The organism is Ruminococcus flavefaciens (genome assembly GCF_900108555.1).
GTDB lineage: Bacteria > Bacillota > Clostridia > Oscillospirales > Ruminococcaceae > Ruminococcus > Ruminococcus flavefaciens_P.
On record NZ_FNWV01000001.1, the window covers coordinates 305,509 to 323,057 of the forward strand.

General features: G+C 44.0%; 9 protein-coding genes. 1 reads left to right on the forward strand and 8 read right to left on the reverse strand.

All coding sequences use genetic code 11. The features are described 5' to 3' along the window. Nucleotides 1–74: 74 nt before the first annotated feature. The 5 genes from BLW60_RS01320 to BLW60_RS01340 form a co-directional block, all read right to left on the reverse strand. Nucleotides 75–1,559 carry an ABC transporter substrate-binding protein gene (locus tag BLW60_RS01320; RefSeq protein WP_074714106.1) on the reverse strand — a complete coding sequence of 495 codons (1,485 nt, stop codon included), beginning with the start codon at nucleotides 1,557–1,559 and terminating at the stop codon, nucleotides 75–77. Nucleotides 1,560–2,221: 662 nt separating this feature from the next. After that, entirely contained in the window at nucleotides 2,222–5,467 is a 3,246-nt protein-coding gene (locus BLW60_RS01325; protein WP_074714107.1) for a lectin like domain-containing protein, read from the reverse strand. A 141-nt stretch (nucleotides 5,468–5,608) separates the two neighbouring features. After that, nucleotides 5,609–7,204, reverse strand: coding sequence for a peptidoglycan D,D-transpeptidase FtsI family protein (locus BLW60_RS01330; protein ID WP_074714108.1), 1,596 nt, complete (start codon nucleotides 7,202–7,204; stop codon nucleotides 5,609–5,611). Between the two features lie 163 nt (nucleotides 7,205–7,367). Next, nucleotides 7,368–9,002 carry a cellulase family glycosylhydrolase gene (locus BLW60_RS01335; protein ID WP_074714109.1) on the reverse strand — a complete coding sequence of 545 codons (1,635 nt, stop codon included), beginning with the start codon at nucleotides 9,000–9,002 and terminating at the stop codon, nucleotides 7,368–7,370. Between the two features lie 282 nt (nucleotides 9,003–9,284). Beyond that, nucleotides 9,285–11,240: a GGDEF domain-containing phosphodiesterase gene (locus BLW60_RS01340; RefSeq protein ID WP_074714110.1), complete on the reverse strand. Its 1,956-nt coding sequence runs from the start codon at nucleotides 11,238–11,240 to the stop codon at nucleotides 9,285–9,287. Between the two features lie 273 nt (nucleotides 11,241–11,513). Between BLW60_RS01340 and BLW60_RS01345 the strand changes: the two genes are divergently transcribed. After that, the gene (locus BLW60_RS01345; protein WP_074714111.1) at nucleotides 11,514–13,589 is read left to right on the forward strand and encodes an Eco57I restriction-modification methylase domain-containing protein; all 2,076 of its coding nucleotides are present in this window, start codon (nucleotides 11,514–11,516) and stop codon (nucleotides 13,587–13,589) included. Between the two features lie 300 nt (nucleotides 13,590–13,889). Here the strand turns inward: BLW60_RS01345 and BLW60_RS01350 are convergent, their stop codons facing one another. Genes BLW60_RS01350 through BLW60_RS01360 form a run of 3 tightly spaced genes read right to left on the reverse strand, consistent with a single transcriptional unit; the run spans nucleotide 13,890 to nucleotide 17,344 of the window. Next, entirely contained in the window at nucleotides 13,890–16,781 is a 2,892-nt protein-coding gene (locus tag BLW60_RS01350) for a family 43 glycosylhydrolase (RefSeq protein WP_074714112.1), read from the reverse strand. 11 nt (nucleotides 16,782–16,792) lie between these two features. After that, a complete protein-coding gene (locus BLW60_RS01355) occupies nucleotides 16,793–17,110 on the reverse strand; it encodes a TfoX/Sxy family protein (RefSeq protein ID WP_074714113.1) in 318 nt (105 codons plus the stop codon). Nucleotides 17,111–17,128: 18 nt separating this feature from the next. Beyond that, the gene (locus BLW60_RS01360; RefSeq protein WP_074714114.1) at nucleotides 17,129–17,344 is read right to left on the reverse strand and encodes a hypothetical protein; all 216 of its coding nucleotides are present in this window, start codon (nucleotides 17,342–17,344) and stop codon (nucleotides 17,129–17,131) included. Between the last annotated feature and the right edge of the window lie 205 nt (nucleotides 17,345–17,549).

The following is a 17,549-nucleotide window of genomic DNA, read 5'->3' on the forward strand; positions in this document are numbered from 1 at the left end:
ATATACACCTACGGAATACATAAGTATTCCGTAGGTATATTTATTACATTGTAAATAGTTCAGACTATTTTAAATTAGTCATCCCAATCGAGAGTTGTTACGTCTTCAGCAACCTTGTCCTTGAACTTATCCATAGCATCGTCCCAAGACTTGCCGCCCTCGAGGTATTCTTCTCTAACAGCTGTTACGAAGTCAGCCTTAACTGTTGCATCATAAGGTGTGATGAGTCCCTTGAAGTCGATTGACTTAGCGTTCTTAGCAAGCTCAGCGAAGTAGTTCTGACCATCCTTGAAGTTGCCGGAGATCTTCTCGTTGAATACTGTGTTGCTTGAGATAAGGTCGTCCATAACCTTAGAGTTGTTTACATACTCAGGCTTGTTCTTAGCATAAGCTGTCATCTGAGCCTCATCTGATGTAGCTGAGAGGATGAATTCCTGAGCTTCCTTACCGTTATCTGTATTTGGATTTACAACGATCCAAGTACCGCCCCAGTAGAATGACTGTGGTCCTTCACATACATTCCACTTACCGTACTGAGCACCGCCTTCGCCGCCTGCAGCATCGAGGAAGAATCCGCCGAAGCCCCATGTTGATACGAAGTAACCCATAACGTTACCAGAAACGCCAGCAGCTGTCCAAGCTTCATCTGACCACTGGTTGTTCTTTGTTACACCGCCGCAATCCCAAAGTGCCTTAGCTGTGTCGCCGAACTTTGTGCAGAAGTCATCGATAACGAGCTTGTTGTCCTTAACCCATGGCTGTGTACGTCCACAAGCAAATGCCTGCCAGAGACCGCCGAGTGAGTCAGCAAGAGCAACCTTCTGACCTGACTTCTCAGAAACTTCCTTAGCAGCTGCTACGAAAGCATCCCAGTCCTTAACCTTTTCCTGCATCTCTTCAGGTGTCTTAGCTCCGAGGTATTCCTCAGCGAGGTCAGCTCTGTAAGCAAATCCGCCTGCTGCTGCCTGCCATGAAACGCCCTTACGAACACCGTCTGATGTAAGACCGATCTGGTTTGTGTAATCATACATATTTGCAAAATCTGCATCGCCGAGACCGAGCTTAGCAAGATCCAGAGTCTTTGTATCATCGTTGATGTACTTGAGTGCCCAGTCAGCTTCACAGAAGTAAACGTCGAGGTCTCCGCCATCGTTGAAGAGCTGATCATAACGCTCAGAAGCTTCACCGCCGCCAACACCGAAGATGATAGCGTTTACGCCGTCAACCTTGTTGTTTGCGAGATCTTCAACGATTGTGTCATATGAAAGGCCCTTCCACTGTGCGATGAGGTAAGGTACGTCATCAGCGTTCCAAGCAGCAACTGTGAATGTATCGCCGTCCTGCTTAACTGAAGGATCGATTACGTGGTCTCCGCCAACGTTGCCACCGTCAGTTGTTGTTGTTTCACCGCCGTCAGCAGCAGTTGTTGCCTCTGTAGCAGCAGCTGTTGTTGTTTCAGCCTTATTTTCTTCCTTCTTGTCATCGCCGCAGCTTGCGAATGCTGTAGCTGTCATAGCGAGTGTAGCTACTAAAGCTAATGTTCTCTTAAGTGTGTTCATGAGATTTTTCCTCCTTAAATATGTATATTATACATTACCGTGTATAATATTCGTGAATTGATTTTGCGGTACGCATCGCGGTCAATCGTTCTGCCCGATGATTGTCCTCACCGCAGCGTCCGGCAGCCGTTATGTTTACCCTGTCTTCTGTTCATTGATTATAACAAGGACTTGCGTCCATGTTGATCTTGATTTTTCTAAGCAATCATTCGCATCACTGCCCGCAAGCGGCATCAGTCACGAATGTACTCCGCAGACCTTTGTCATAAAAGCCTGACAGGACACTGTATGCTCCGCAGTGCTTTCAAATCAGCAGAACAGTTGATCCTAACTGTTTTTGTCTGCACTGTGCAACAATTGCTTTTGCATATACAAATATACCGTATCTTGCGGTCAAAGTCAATATTTTGTATCGTTCTTTAATCATTTTTGAACATCATGTACATTTTCAACACCTATTTTTTGTCAATTATAACACAAATAGTACCATTTCTATCTAAAAGTTACAAAACGGTAAAAGCAAAATAACACCTATTACACAAAGAACAAGGCTCGGTTTTATACTTATTGACTAAACTATAAAAAATATTACAGTTCTTTTGTGCGGTTTTAGTAAACTTAGTCAAACATATATTCGTATTTTTTATACAACAAGCAGCACCCTATTCGGTCATTACTTTGGTGTATATCACCATGATCTGTGAAGCGTCTACCGACGTTATAGTTCCGTCATTATTTACATCTGCCATAAGCTGCTGAGACTCGTCAAACAGACCGTCCTTTCCTACAGATACAAGTGAATAGTGCTTTAATACCAGTGATGCGTCTACAGAATCGACTTTCAGATCTCTGTTCACATCTCCCCTCGTGAAGAACACGACCTTTTCACCCTGAGATGCAAAGCTGCTGCCTGTAGCAGGATATCTGACAAGATATTCAGCGCCGTATTGCAGCTCATTAGTGCTTTTGAAGGAATTCCCCGTAAAGCTCTTTACATCATCATCGCTGACACCAAGCCTCTGCTTCTGGAGTTCTGTAAACCTTTCCCTGCTGTAACCGTAGTCCTCTGCCATTGCTTCGTACATTATATCATTCATGTAAATGAGCGGTGATGCTTCGATCGTCGCAGTACCGTTATATTTTACCACAGCCGCATCGCTGGTGTCAAACATTTTTTTATCAGGCTTTACAGCAGATGCCTGCGGTACTCTGCACAGATAGGGCTCACTCTCGAACATACCGTCGCCGCCGTCTATTTTGACGGATATCACCTCACCCGGTATCACCGAAAGGTAATAATAGCCGTTCTCAAGCATTATCCAGTCGTCACCGCTTACCTTTCTGCCCCTTGCAGAATAGTAATTATCATTCTTATCAGCATCGACGCATATCTCGATATAGTTCATTATTTCCTCGGTAAATGGTCCGAGCACTTCTGCCGTATAATTTATTGCTATATCTGGCATTATCCTTCTTTCGGGAACTTTTACCTTTATCTCCGAACCGTCCTTGATGACGCGCAGCTCCTGTCCGCAGTATTTTCCAACGTATGAATTGATCTTCAGTTCCGTACCGTCAGGAGCATATATCTCATCTGCAAGCGAGAAATTTATAGTCTCGGACAGATCATTAAAGCCGAGTATCCTTCTGTTTATATGTACGGTCACTTCATTATCGACCTTTTCATCTCCCGAAAGTTTCAGCTTTATATCTGTATTGCCGTACTTCGCCGAAACGTTCTCTATCCAGCTGTAACCGTCATAGCTCTTTCCGCCGTATTCCGCATTGCTCGTAGTTCCGAGGAAAAGGCATACATGATCTTTATCCGAGGGAAGATCTATACTGTACTCGCTTTCGGATATCCTTTCGGCATATTTAAGGCTTTCAGCTGCTGATGTATTATATGCAAGCCAGTTGAAAACCGCCTTCGCAGGCTCAAATTTTCTTTCAGCTGCTGCACAGAGACTTGTTTCTGGTACTGTATCGCCGTAACTGCCTGTAAGGTCTGTATAAGCAGATATGGTAACAGGTGAAGTTATTGTTATAGGTGAAGTGTATTCCTTATATTCACCGTCATCTGCTTTCCAGTATATCTTAGCGTCATCAAATCCCGATGAAAGCTCTATCTTTTCATTCTGCGGCACATATCCCTCGGCATGAGAAAATCTTACCTTGCCGATCGGATCTCCGTATACCTTCAATGAGGCATTGCCAATTCTTGTTTTGATATCACATTCGGAAAAAATATTTCTGAAAAATATCTCTTTCTTTCCTGCATCTTCAAGACGATCAGTATCTTCTTCATCAAGTCCGTCATACAGCTGCTCGATGAAAGACTTCAACAATAGTGCCTTTTCTTCTTTGCTGTAAACCTCAACACTGTTGTATACATCTTCCCAGTCTTTTCCGTCAGCACTGATGAAGCTCTCACCTTCTCCTGTATGTGCTGCGATCTGTGCATCTGTGGCAAAACCTGTAATATCGAACAGTTCCTGTTTCTCCTCATTCTCGGCAAAAAAACTGCTCTCGAACGGAAGTACAAAAGGAGTATCCTCGCTGTAAAGCTTAACGACTACCGAAAACTTTTCGGTGCTGTCAATGACTACAGGCTTGTCAAGTCCCAGCTGCTGGAAGCCTGTAAGCTTTGCCTTCCCCTTTGTGACCGATGAAGGCGTTCCCGATACAGGATCGGAAGCGTCCTTGATATCGGTATATACCGTTATTTCATACTCGGTATCAGGATTGAGTATATACGTGCCTACTGCGCTTATCTGTGAAGGTCCGATCGCATCGAAAACATTTGCAAAATAGGAAGGGCCTTCCTCTTCGGCAGTATCATAGGCTGAATAATTCTGTATCGGTACATAGGTGTCATGCTGATAAATCACCTCATGTTCGTCAGCGTTTTCAAGTTCAAAAACGGAAAAATCGCAAAGTGTTCTGTCATAGTATGATATCCAGAAATATCCGCCATCACTGTCTTTTGTACCCCAGCTGTTCTTGCAGAGCCATGCACCGTCGCCCTCGGGCTCGTTCACGAATTTATCAGCTGAAACACTATCGTCCCAGCCGACTATGGCAACTCCGTGATCTGCAAATCTTGGTTTCTTTTTGGAATTTGAGGTGTTATACTCAGAATTCCAGTTCGATGATTTTTCAGACATATAAGATATATCCACTGCTTGTCCATTATATACGAAATCCTTTACAAGTGCGTTTACATCATCAAAGTTGCTTCTATCCGCATCAAAGTCGAAGCTGTAGGCGTTTTTCATGTGATAATCGGACTGATACTTCATAAATACGGTCTTTGAAGCATTATCAAAAACAGCTGTATCGGAATACGGCATCGCACTTTCGTTAACAGGTCCTATCCACTGCGACCACAGATTTGAAACTATACGAGGACTTCCGCCCTCGGACAGTATACTGTTTGTGGTATTACTGCTGATCATCATCTGATCGTCGCCGTAATAGCTGTAATAAGAAGTGTGCATCTCCGAAAGGTCGATAAACGGATCAGATGCGAGCATACTTGTCTCTGCGCTTACTATAGCCGAGTGCGCCCAGCAAGTTCCGTAGTTTCCCTGATCCTTTACAGATGTCATGCTGTAGACCTTTCTCATATCAAAGGCTTCGGGAAGTGATGAAGCTTCTGTTTCGGAAGCTGTACCTTTTATATGTGAATATGTTATCCAAGGCACAAGATCAGAACATTTACCTACTGTGACACTGTGCAGCTGCGGCATGGAGAACGAAAATGTATGAGATGATGATATCCCTTTCTTTCCATAGTCACCGATGTTTATTAATTTGCCTGCTTCCGCATATACTGCGGCAGGAACTGAAACTGCCGTTATTATAGCTGCCGAAAATGCAGCCGAAAACCGTTTTAATATCCGCTTCATAATGTACCGTGCTCCTTTCGGTGGACATTCATATCAATTATAATGAATATACTGTATCCATTTACAATGATTATACCACACCTGAGCAGGATTTGTAAAGAAAAAGCTATGCTTCATAACCGTATATCGTTCCGATCAAGTTTAATCCAACTCGCTCATTCTGTCGGCTATCATGCGGAATACAGGTGCTGCTGCATCATTTCCGTATCCGCCGTTTTCAATAAAAACTGTAACTGCATATTTGGGCTTACGCGCAGGGAAAAAGCCGGTTATCCATGCGTGACATAGCTCCTCGCCTTTTGCATCTGTTTTTCCCGTCTGTGCTGTGGAGGTTTTAGCACCCACACTCATTTTCTTTGTCTTTGCCTTGGAATTCTCATTATCCCTGACCGCAAGTATCATCATCTTTCTCAGCTGCTCCGCAGTATCTTCGCTCATGACCTGAGAATACCTTGTTTTTTTCTCGTTGCCTACTGTCTCACCGTCAACCGTCAAGCCCTTTATCAACCGCAGAACAGGCTTCTTGCCGCCATTTGCTATGGAACAGGTAAGCTGCGTTATCTGGAGCGGAGTTGCCGAAAGCTTTCCCTGTCCGAAGGAAAAATTAGCCATTTCGGCAGGTATGCTCAGCTCCTTTTCCGTGGGCAGTACTCCTGCCGAACCTATCATGCCTGTGCAAAGGTAGTTTTCTCTTCCGAACCCCAATGAATAGGCTCTTTCTCTCAGCTTTTCAAGGTCAAGGCATTGACTGAGCTCGATAAAATAGGTGTTGCAGGAATTTGTAAGAGCTTCGCTCATTGTCTGTATGCCGTGTCCGTCAAGCTTATGGCAATTGAATATCCTGCCGTCTACGTCCGTACTTCCGCAGCAGTCGTACACAATATCTCCTGCTCCTTCTTCTATGGCTTCTGCTGCTGTAACGAGCTTGAAAACAGAGCCCACACTGTAGGAATACAATGCTCGGTTTATTAGCGGACAGTCCTTGTTTTCCATTGCTTCGTCCAGCTTTTCGGGAGAATAATTCGGGAAGCTCGCCATTGCCAGTATATCGCCGCTCTTTATATCAGCACATACTATAGCACCTGTCTTTATGCCCTTTCCGCAGTCCTCGCATATCTTTTGTATATCCTTGTCAATAGTAAGAACTACTCCGCATTTGTATGAATTTGTACGGAATACGCTTTTGCCGTTGCCCGTCAATATCCTTCCGAAGCCGTCAGTTTCGTATGATACACTGTTATTTGGATAATCAGCTCTCAGGATAGAATTATATGCATATTCCACACCGTCAGCTCCCTCATTATCCGAAAGATAGCCTATTACGTGTCTTGCAGTCTGTCTTTCGCTGTATCTCTGCGGTACTTTGAATATAGTCAATCCGTCACTTTCATAGGCTAAGGAAGTACACTCAAACTCGAAAGGCAGTCCTTTGTCATATTCTTCATAGAATTTGTCACGGTCAACTGCGTATTCCGCTGTTATTTCCCTGTCCGTCATATCTGGAACTGCTACTGCTTTCAGTTTTGTTTCCGCATTTGTCAGCGGACGCATTTTTGTATCGTATATCGTTCCCTGACACCGTCCGACTTCATATGTGAATATCCTGCTCTGCTGAGCGGCAGGTACGTTTTTCTGCTCCAGCGCAAGTCTGTAATAGTTTGCGGTTATCACTGTGAAGCTGATAAAAAATGCAGCCGTAAGTACTATTACTCCGTGCTCTCCGCGTTTTCTGACCATTATATCACCTCTATGATATAGTCTTGTCAGTTTTGTGAGTTCATATGCAAAAGCGTTCAGTTCAACTGTTATGTCCCTGTAAAAACACAGAGGACCCTTTCACGAGAAAGAGTCCCCCGATAACTTCTATATGATCATCACGTTAAAGCAGAAGTATTTATAGTTATTTTACAGGTTCAAGAGATGATATCTTATGGAGAAGGAATTCCTGAATACGTACAGCATCGTTAGATGTGATGCCCTTGCTTGCAGTGTCAACATCGGCGTTTAACTGACCTTGCGCTGTTATGGCTTTTTCATCTGTTCCATCAAGACCGTATTTGTTCGGATTTGCAAGGCTCTGCATGATAAGCACTATATCCGACATATCTACATCTCCGTCACAGTTAGCATCGCCCCAAACTGTTACAGCAGGCAGTACAACGGTCGTGCTTGTAACTGTAGAAGTCGCTGTCTCACTTGCAGATGTGACAATTGAAGTAACAGTTGTTGTAGTTTCCGTAACTGTTGTGGTGGTCGCAGAAGTTGTAGTAGTTGTTGAAGTTGTGGTAACAGATGAAGTCGTTGTTGTGACAGTAGTTTCCTTTGGCTCAGATCCTGATATCTCGTTGAAAAGCTTCTTCAGTTCCTGATCCACAAGCTTGCAGTTAGTTCTGTCATAGTGTCCCTTAGTAACTGTTCCGTCATCTGCTGTAGAGTCGGGAGTTGACCAGAGTATGGGACAAAGTCCGTGTTCGTATGCTGATCTGCATACAGAGCTGAGGAAAAGTCTTACGGACTCGGCTTCTTTACCCTTTGTAGGACAGCCGTATTCGCCGACTATTACAGGTATCCCCTTGTCAATGTAGCCTTTTTTCATCATTTCCATATTGTCGTTGAGTTCCTTGAAATCATCGGCTGTTCCCCATGTGGAACGTGCCTTTGCCCATGACTCATCCTTATCCTCGAGGATAGCAAAACCTGCGGGGGTATAATAATGTACTGAAACAGCCATACGGTTTGCGGGATCGTCAGGCATTTTGAAAAGAGGATCACAGGTACGGTCAAAGCCTGTATTATAACCTGATATGAGCAGATGACGCTTAGGATTGTTACCGCCTGAATTTCTCACAACATCAACGAACTTCTGGTTGATCTCGTTTACAAGTCCGTAGGACTCAGCCTTTCCGTCGGTACTGCCCCACGGATTCCATACACTCTCCCAGCCAAGCTCTTCGTTCTGTGACTCAAACATGAGCTTGTCGCCGTAATCCTTGAAGCTGTCGGATATCTGCTCCCACATTACCTTGTAACGCTTCATGCACTCATCTTTATCATCAGGGAATTTGTTCACCCAGCCGTTATCCCAATGGATATTGATGATACAGTACATATCCGCATCAATTACCCAGTCAACGATCTCATGTACACGCGCATCAAGTTCCTCGCTGATCTTGTAATTATCGCCCATAAGGTTCGACCACGCCACAGGCACACGAACGACTCCGAAGCCCTCGTCAGCCATTCCCTGTATCATGGCTTTTGTGATAACGGGGCTGCCCCATGCTGTTTCATAATCCTTGACTGTAAGGATACCGTCGCCCCACTGTGCATCAACATCGGCTATCCAGTCGCCGCAGGCTTCCATAGTATTGCCGAGATTGATACCTATTCCCATGTCCTTGACTATCTCCATAGTCGTCATGTCGCGCATACTGTTCTCAGCAGCACACACATTTTTGTCGTATTGCGGAAAACTTCCCAAAACAGAAGTCAGCATAGCAGCCGCAGCAACAAAACTCGCTTTCTTGATCACCATAAAAATTTCCTCCTTAAAATTAATATCCCGATCGAACCTCTCCCTGATCTGTATTATATCACCTTTTTTTATGCAATGCAACATAATTTTGATATTTTTAGGTATTTTAGGTACTAATATTGTTACAAATTGAACCTAATCTGTGTTTTGTCCACCTAAAGTCAAAAATCAGCAGTAAAAATCACATATTCTTCCTGAGCTGGATAAAAAAATCGCGGAACCACATTTCACAGAAATGTTATTCCACGATCATCAATATTAATATTTATATCAGCACTTTATTCAAGCTGATTTTACCTCTTTGCATACATTTAGCTCACCTGAAGCAATACGCTCCCTGAGCTGCTCCAAAGGCACAGGCTTGCTGAAAAGATAACCCTGTACTCGTTCACAGCCTATATCGCCGAGGAACTCATACTGTTCCTGAGTCTCGACACCCTCGGTAAGTGATATCATTTTGAGCTGTTTGGAAAGCTCAACAATGTTTTCGAGTATCGGTCTTGTCTTTTCGTTGCTCTTAAAGCCCGAGAGGAACTTCATATCTATTTTCAGAACATCAAAATGGTAATCCTTCAGAACGTTCAGTGAAGAATAACCGCTTCCGAAATCATCGAGCCATACCTTATAGCCGAATTCTCTCAGCTTCTTTATAGCATCAGGCAGGAAGTCCTGCTGAACTGTAAGAGCACTTTCTGTTATCTCAACATCTATGAATTTCTTCGGAACATTGTATTTCTCCACTGTTTCGCACAGGTATCCCACAATATCGCAAAGCTCGAAATCAAGCCTTGAAAAGTTAAGCGATACAGGTGCAAATGGCTTGTTGTTTTCAACAGAGTCACGGTAATCCTTGCATACCGCCTCGATTATGTACTTATCAAGCTTATATATCTGACGATACTCCTCAAGTATCTCGATAAACATACCGGGTGAAAGGAGACCGTAATTCGGATCCTGCCACCTTGCAAGTGCTTCAAGTCCGCATATGCAGCCTGTTTTCGTTGAAACTATAGGCTGATAATATACTTTTATATAACCATTCTGGATAGCTGTATCAATATTATTTACGATATACTGTTTAAGGTGGAACTTATCCTCCAGTGACTTATCATAAAGACGAAGCGTCCTGTCATAGTGCTTCTTGATACTGTTGCAGGCAAAACGAGCTCGGTCACAGGCAAGGCTTACGTCAGACTCATCGCCTATAAGCTTGTAAGCACCGCATTTAAGCTCAAGATGTACCTCTCTTTGCAGCTTTTTTACCTCTCCCGAAAGCTCGCCGATAACGTTCTGTACTCCGTCTACCCGTGTGAGTACGACGAAATGGTCATCGGAATATCTTGAAACAAGAGAATTATTGAAAGCCGCATCTATCATATGGGCAATACGTTTAAGCAGGTCATTTCCTTCATGGAAGCCATACTTCTCGTTATATGACTTGAAGTTCTCGATATCAAAGAAAAGGAAAATTATGCTCTCTCTGTCAGTAGTTACGTAATTGAGAAGCTTTTCTGCTTCTGTACGGAAATACACCATATTATGTATGCCTGTAAGCTCGTCCTCAACGGATATCTTTGAAAGATAGGTGTTGACCTCTTCAAGATTTTGATCTTTCAGAGCCTGTGAACGTGTGTTGTTATAATTTGCTATGCATACCATCATGGTGGATATCCACATTATAAAGAAATTGATGCGTGTAGCATCTGTTGTGCCTAACTGCCCCGTATTAACAGCTATCATATCATCTATCTTGCAGAAGAAATACATATAAGACGATGCTGATATAATAAAAGCGGCATAGGGCTTCCATGTAAGGAGACACAGTGAAAAAAGCTCCATAGTAAGAAAAGTAAGTATCTGTTCGCCCTTTGAGTAATCATTCAGCGATATCTTTACTCCGAAATAGATGCATACGAATGTAAACACCCATTTTATGACTAAGCCGACTCCCTTGTCGATCTTTTTGCCCCTTAAATACCTTATGGCATAAATGAGCATTATTATTCCTGAGGCAAGAAGAACAAGGTAATTGGCGTAATACTTTTCAAAGTAATATTTAAAATTGCTCTGAAGATTATTCTCGAATATTGTCTTGGTCATTCTTACGATCATCCATACCTCGAGTACAATGACTACCATAGACATATATATGCTCGCACGCATATTTGTCCTGTAAAAATAGTCACGGACATACTTGCTTTGCTTCTCAAAACCAAGTCCTTGCAGCAGTACTTTCATGAATTATCCCCCCTTAAAGTAATTCACAAAAATAAATATTTAATTCATTGATATTATAACATATTTACTGTAAGTTGTCAATAGAAGCGTTGCTAATTTGGCATTTTTGTACATATAAACAGCTTAAAAGCAATTATTAAGGCGGTTTTTGAGATAATATCCACTTCCAAAAAGTATAAAATAATACAAAATAAACTTAACGTGATATTTTTTGTCATATTGCTTTGCGGATATTTTTATAGTATAATAATAATACGAAAGGTGGGAGAACAGTTGAAAAAGACTTTGATAAAAAACATTGCCGCATCAATAAAAAACTTTCTTACTGATGAATTGATTTCCGATGATGCCGAAAAGCTTTCTTTTGAAGTTTTTTTCTGCTCAGTTTCCGCACGTTATATGTACGAAAACGGCTTTGACGGTTTTCGTGCTCCCACAGATATGCACAGTCTCATGCCTGAAATATTCACTCATATCTTTGACAGCAGAGCACAGCTGCTCTCACAGAAAGTCTTTGATATGCTATCTGCTGTCCCCCATGAAAAATGGCTCAGTAATGCACAGCTTATCGGTCAGCTCTATCAATACTTCAACAGCGACCGAAAAGACAGGATATTCAGCGAACTGAAAAAGAATAGAAAAATAAGCTCAGACGATCTGCCTGCGGCTACTCAGATATTCACTCCCGACTGGATAGTGCGCTATATGACAGAAAACACTCTCGGCAGGATATTCGCAGAAAACTGTGGATACGATATATCCGAGTACAGTTATCTTGTCCACGTAAAAACAAAATGCCCCAAAAATATATCCCCCGAGGAGATAACATTTCTTGATCCCTGCATGGGCAGCGGCAATATCCTTTTGTATTCATTCGACCTTTTTATGCAGCTTTACATTTCAAAGGGATACAGCGAAATACAGGCTTGCAGGCTCATACTTACGAAAAATCTTTTCGGCATAGATATTGACAGCCGCGCCCGCAGAATTGCTCATTTCTCACTTATGATGAAAGCCTGTGAATACTGTCCCGAAGTTATTAGCTCAGGCATACAGCCTCAGCTTTATGATATGGAGGATATCACTACAGATGAAAATGATGTTTTCTTTAACAGCAGCCTTTTCGGCAGTCTCATTAGACCTGTCTCTCAGCCTGATATCGGCAATGCAAAGGCTATGAAGCTGTATGAGCTGCTCACAGGGAAATATTCGGCTGTAGTCACTAATCCACCTTACATGAGCACAAGGAATATGAACAGCAGTCTCCTTGAGTTTATGAAAAAGAATTATGCGGAATACTCCGCTGACCTGTTTTCTGCGTTCATAGTCCGCTGCGCCGAGCTAACCGAAAACGGCGGCTATCTTGGTTTTCTTACTCCTTATGTTTGGATGTTCATTAAAAGCTACAAAGAACTGCGGAAACTGCTCTTTACACAGAAGCATATCAATGACCTGATACAGTTCGAGTATTCCGCGTTCTATGACGCAACTGTCCCTTTATGCGCCTTTACTGTGAAGAACTCACAGTCCGATGAAATGAGCACTTTCTTCCGTCTGACGGATTTCAGAGGCGGACTTGAAGTACAGCGCGAAATGTTCCTCAAAGCTCTGACTGATGAAAACTGCGGCTACGTTTACAAAACGGACTCCAAAAGCTTTGAGAATATCCCCTCATGTCCTGCCGCTTACTGGTTAAGCCCGAAGATATCGGAGCTTTATGCGAAATATCCTCCTCTCGGGAGCATCGCTGCTCCGCGCAAGGGAAATTCCACCTCTGACAACGAACGTTTTCTCAGACTGTGGTACGAAGTCGACAAAAACAAGATAAACCTTGGCTGCCGACACATCGACAGAGCCGAAACGCTGATAAAACGGTGGTTTCCGTACAATAAGGGCGGCGGATACCGCAAATGGTACGGCTTTAACGACTATCTCATCGACTGGTATAACGATGCCGCAGAGATGAGAAGCATACCTACCGCTGTCATTGCAAATTATAAGTACTTCACCATGCCCGGGCTTACATGGTCTACCCTCACAAGCGGCAAATTCAGCATAAGGCAGTTCGGGGAAGGCTATATCTTCGATAACGGCGGCTGCTGTATATTCGAGCTCGGAGACAAAAAAAGCTATATCTGCGCACTGCTCAATTCCAAAGTCTTCGCATATATCTTCGGTCAGCTCAATCCTACGCTGAATTTTCAGTCGGGAGAAGTTGCAAAGTTCCCCTTCGTTTACAAAAAATCGAAAACTATCGACAAGCTTGCCGAGGAATGTACAGCCATTTCCAAAGCCGAGTACGACAGCTTCGAGACAAGCCGTGATTTCAAACGCCACCCACTTGTTTAGCCGTTAGCCCTTAGCCATTAGCCGTTAGCAAGTGAGGAGTGAGCAGAAAGTAGATTGTAGGGGAAAACTTAGAGCTAAGAGCTAAGAACTTAGAACTAAGTAGTGGAGCCTGCCCTCGGGCTCCCGTATCCCCTCTTACACTGCAAATAACATGAACGCACCGTTGGTGCTGGTACACTTCTGAGGCAGCCCCCACTACTCTCTACTCACTATTTTCTACTCACTGCATACAATCTTGCCATCTTCCATAACTATCATCTTTATATCACGTAAAAAAGGGCGGAAATATCCGCCCTTTCATTATCCTACCGTAACTGTAGCCGTTACAGTCTTATTTGTCGGTGATATCTCGGCATCATCGCTGAGATCAAGTACAGGGGTACCGTTTCCGTCAAAGCACACGCGCTTTATGCGTGTATGTCTGCACGGGTCATAGAGTGGGTCTTTATTATAAGTTCCGCAGCCCTGTGACGCATGACTTGCAGGACGGGCATGATACACTATGAGCAGATTGCCCTTTTCATCGGTAACAAAGCTGTTATGTCCCGGACCTGACTGGTCTTTAAGGTCTGAGGTCTGTAGTACGGGACTGCTCAGCTTTTTCCAGCTGCTTATATCCATAAGGTCGGAATTTATATCAGCTTCAAGTCTGCCCACACAGTACTCCGAGCCTGTACCCGATGCGGAGAAGAATACATATACTTTCTTATCGGTTTTCAGCACTGCTGCACCCTCATTTACGCGGTTATTCACCTTTTCCCAGTTGTATTCGGGCTTTGTGAGCATTATGGGCTTTGAAGTGAGCTTCCACGGCTGTGACGGGTCTATCTCAGCCATAAACAGTGAGGAGTCACCTTTTATTTCCGCCCATATCACATAGTGCTTTCCGTTGTTCTCGAAATATGTCATATCCAGCGAAAAGTTTGCAAATGAAGAGGTATCGCCTGCCGATGCCTGCATTTGTCCGCATTCTGTCCAGCTGCCCGTAAAGGGGTCACCGTCACATTTCAGCACATAGGGTCTTATCGCCCATATATCGTCACTTGCGCCTGCGGCAAAGAATATATACCACGAATTGCCTATCCTGTGCATTTCGGGTGCCCAGATATGCTTGGCAAGTATGCCGCTTGAGTGAGCTTTCCAGATAGTCTTTTCCTCTGCGGAAGCAAGTCCGCCCACGGTATTGCTGCGTCTGAGGATTATGCGGTCATAGCCCTTGTCAACACTGCCGTATGCAGGATAAGAAGCCGTAAAATAGTAGTACCCGTCCTCGCCGTCGACCACATAGGGATCGGCTCTTTCCTTTATGAAAGGGTTATTGTAAAGCTCCGAACTGGACTTTACTGTGCCGCTTACCTTGTAAGTACCTGCTTTTGTTGTATCAACTTTAGCGATATCGGAGCTGTTCCACTCAACGCTCAGCTCGCCCTTTCCGCCGCCTGTATACTCAGCAGTAACAGTTTTCGGCATTTCAAGACGCTGACCGAGACCAACATTTACCGATACAGGCTTGACTCCCGTATTTATTGGAGCAAGTCCTGCGGAGGGATAAGCGTTTATCAGAGCTGTGTACTGGTCAGCATTTATTGGTATCACATAGCCGTGACGAGGCGTAAAGTTGAAGCTGTAGCTGTTTCTGCTTACTGTTGTGAAGTTCACAAGATCGCTGGTCTCCTGCATTACGTAGTAGCCGTTACCGTAAGCATCTGACATCATAAGCCACTTGTCATGACCGATGAGCTTGTAGATATTAGGACCTTCAACGCCGATATTGCCCTCGGACACCTGTTTTATCTCGCTGTATGGTCCGCTTGCATGGTCGGCTGTAGCAAGATAAATGCGCTTGTTTGTCTCGTTCTTGTAATACATATAGTACTTGTTTCCAACGTGGATTATATCAGAGTCGATAGCGTCATTGCCGTTCTTAGGAGCAAAAAGGAGCTGCGGCTCTGTATCAAGGTGTTTCATATCCTTGCTGTATGCGTAATACATTATTGTTCTGTCATCACGTCCGGGAACTCTCGCTGCAAAGTAAATCATGTAGGACTGCTTTTCGGGATCATAGATAGCCTGCGGTGCCCACGCGCGGTCTGCACCCTGCATGAGAGGATACTTATTTGCTATCTCAATGCTTGTCTCATCGAACCAGTGAACAAGGTCTGTGGACTTTGCACTGAGGAGATTTCGGTTGCTGTTCCAGCCAAGTGAGGACTTCATATCCGTAGCCAGCATATAGTAAAGTCCGTCCTCGCCCTTGAAGATATACGGATCACGGAGGCACTCAGTACCTACGCTTGATTTCCAGACTGCACCGCCGCCGTTGAGTGCCTTGAAATTATAGCCGTCAGTACTTACAGCATAGGAAAGACGCTCCTGCTCTGGAGAGTTACCGAGGAAGTATGCAAACAGATACGCCACATCGGGCTTTTCAGTGGAAATCGTGCTGTAAGTCTCCATATCCACTCCTTTTCCTGCAATGAAGCTTGTGAGCAGTACAAGATCGGCTGTATTTACAGTACCGTTACTGTCAATGTCGGCAACTGCCGACATTGTATCGTCAAATCCGCCGATAACGCCTTTTTGCATGATGATACGGTCGAATATATCTACTTCACCGTCAAAGTTAAGATCGCCGCGGACAAACTTAAAATCGCCGCCCACAGGTCGGATATAGAACTTCTGTCCCTCGCCCGCCCAGTAGTCCCACTGGTCGATATTTGCTCCGTTTTCATGGCTTATGTCGTATACATCAAGTGCTGCATTTCCCGAGCACTCGCCTGTTATATAGTACGCATCATCTGTACGGTGAAGTATGAAATGCTGAGCCGCCGTGTCCTTGTACTCCGAAAGATATATGTTGTTTCCGTTGGTGGAGTCGCCGTTCTCAACTGTCAGCGCAAGACTTCTGTCCCTGCCCGAAAGTATGCAGCATTTTCCGTCCCCTGCACTCTCGATATGCCATACCTGCGAGTCGTTGCCCAGTTTCTCCCATTGATGAACATTTCCGTCATTTGCCGCTGTTATGTACTTGCCGCTGAGCCGCACCATGATAGTATAATCAGCTCCGCTTATGACTTCGTCGTAGCTGTCCGCATAGTCTGCTGTGACCGCAGCCCGAGCTGTAACAGGACAAGCCGTAAAAGCAAGTGCAGCCGCGCCTGCTGCCGCAAACAGCCGTTTAAGTTTTCCCATTTTCATACCTCCTATTTACGTTTTTTCTTTGGCAATGGCAGTTCGTCAACCATTGTCTCAAAAAGCTCCTTCAGAAAAGCTTTATTCTCAATATCCTCAACAAGCAGCATTCCCTTTGCACCTTCATAGGGTATTTCAAGCGGTGCATCGGGCATAAGTGCTCTTGCTTTTTTCGTATTCTTTACAAGAAATCTGTCATCATAGATACCGCCGATGACTCTGCCCTGATAGTAGATGATGTACTCCCCCATCATAGCCCTGTAGGTTATATCGCTCAGCTCCGAGAGCTGTTCCAGTACAAATTCAAGATAGTCTTTTGATGATGACATTTTGATAATTTCCTTTCTTTAAGTGCTGTTACGTCTGCTTAAAACAATGCAGCTTTCATGGATAGCAGCCGCAGCGGCAACTGAGCATACGACAGCCGCACTGTACCTTATATCAATAAACGGAAGAATAAAACACAGACCTCCTGCCGCCTTATTGATAACAGAATGAACTGCCGTGCAAAATAGCAGTGCGATACTTGCAAGCACTCTTATACCTGCTATGATATTTGCCATTTCATTTATTCTCCGATATCGTATATATAATAATGAGCTGTCGTGAATGCCCAAACAATTCGTTTATTTTTTCGGGCTGCCAAATAAGCAGTGCTCAAAATATTTGATTTGGTCAGTAATGCTATATGCAGAGCTGGCAGACCCTAAAAGCTAACGGCTAAGGGCTCGCTAATCACTTTAATTTTACCCTATTTTCTCCCAAAAA

Excerpts from the sequence above, each read along its gene's own strand:
- BLW60_RS01355 (WP_074714113.1), bottom strand. The coding sequence starts at position 17,110 with ATGTCATCATCAAAAGACTATCTTGAATTTGTACTGGAACAGCTCTCG.
- BLW60_RS01340 (WP_074714110.1), bottom strand. The coding sequence starts at position 11,240 with ATGAAAGTACTGCTGCAAGGACTTGGTTTTGAGAAGCAAAGCAAGTAT.
- BLW60_RS01350 (WP_074714112.1), bottom strand. The coding sequence starts at position 16,781 with ATGGGAAAACTTAAACGGCTGTTTGCGGCAGCAGGCGCGGCTGCACTT.
- BLW60_RS01325 (WP_074714107.1), bottom strand. The coding sequence starts at position 5,467 with ATGAAGCGGATATTAAAACGGTTTTCGGCTGCATTTTCGGCAGCTATA.
- BLW60_RS01320 (WP_074714106.1), bottom strand. The coding sequence starts at position 1,559 with ATGAACACACTTAAGAGAACATTAGCTTTAGTAGCTACACTCGCTATG.
- BLW60_RS01360 (WP_074714114.1), bottom strand. The coding sequence starts at position 17,344 with ATGGCAAATATCATAGCAGGTATAAGAGTGCTTGCAAGTATCGCACTG.
- BLW60_RS01335 (WP_074714109.1), bottom strand. The coding sequence starts at position 9,002 with ATGGTGATCAAGAAAGCGAGTTTTGTTGCTGCGGCTGCTATGCTGACT.
- BLW60_RS01330 (WP_074714108.1), bottom strand. The coding sequence starts at position 7,204 with ATGGTCAGAAAACGCGGAGAGCACGGAGTAATAGTACTTACGGCTGCA.